General features: G+C 42.1%; 1 CRISPR repeat array.

The annotated features are described in order from the left end of the window. Positions 1-56: 56 nt before the first annotated feature. A CRISPR array of direct repeats spans positions 57-324; the repeat unit is 28 nt; unit sequence TTTCTAAGCTGCCTATCCGGCAGTGAAC. Positions 325-354: the final 30 nt, after the last annotated feature.

Raw genomic sequence — 354 nt, 5'->3', positions numbered from 1 at the left:
TAAGCTGCCTATCCGGCAGTGAACAGGTTGATAATAACCCCTTCCGAGTGTCCAATTTTCTAAGCTGCCTATCCGGCAGTGAACTTCATGGTTAGAACCTGTTGCAAAATTTCTTTTTTCTAAGCTGCCTATCCGGCAGTGAACTTATATTTAACAACCCTTTAGATATTCCACAGTTTCTAAGCTGCCTATCCGGCAGTGAACGGCAGAAATTGATCTTATGAATCCTAAAAAGATTTCTAAGCTGCCTATCCGGCAGTGAACTATCCAAATGTTTGCTTGGTATTCCTGCATCGTTTCTAAGCTGCCTATCCGGCAGTGAACAGGTTAAAATTTCTGCTGTTGCTGATCTTA

The organism is Parendozoicomonas verongulae (genome assembly GCF_009711465.1).
In the GTDB taxonomy this organism is placed as follows: domain Bacteria; phylum Pseudomonadota; class Gammaproteobacteria; order Pseudomonadales; family Endozoicomonadaceae; genus Sansalvadorimonas; species Sansalvadorimonas verongulae.
This window is presented reverse-complemented; position numbering and strand designations above follow the sequence as displayed.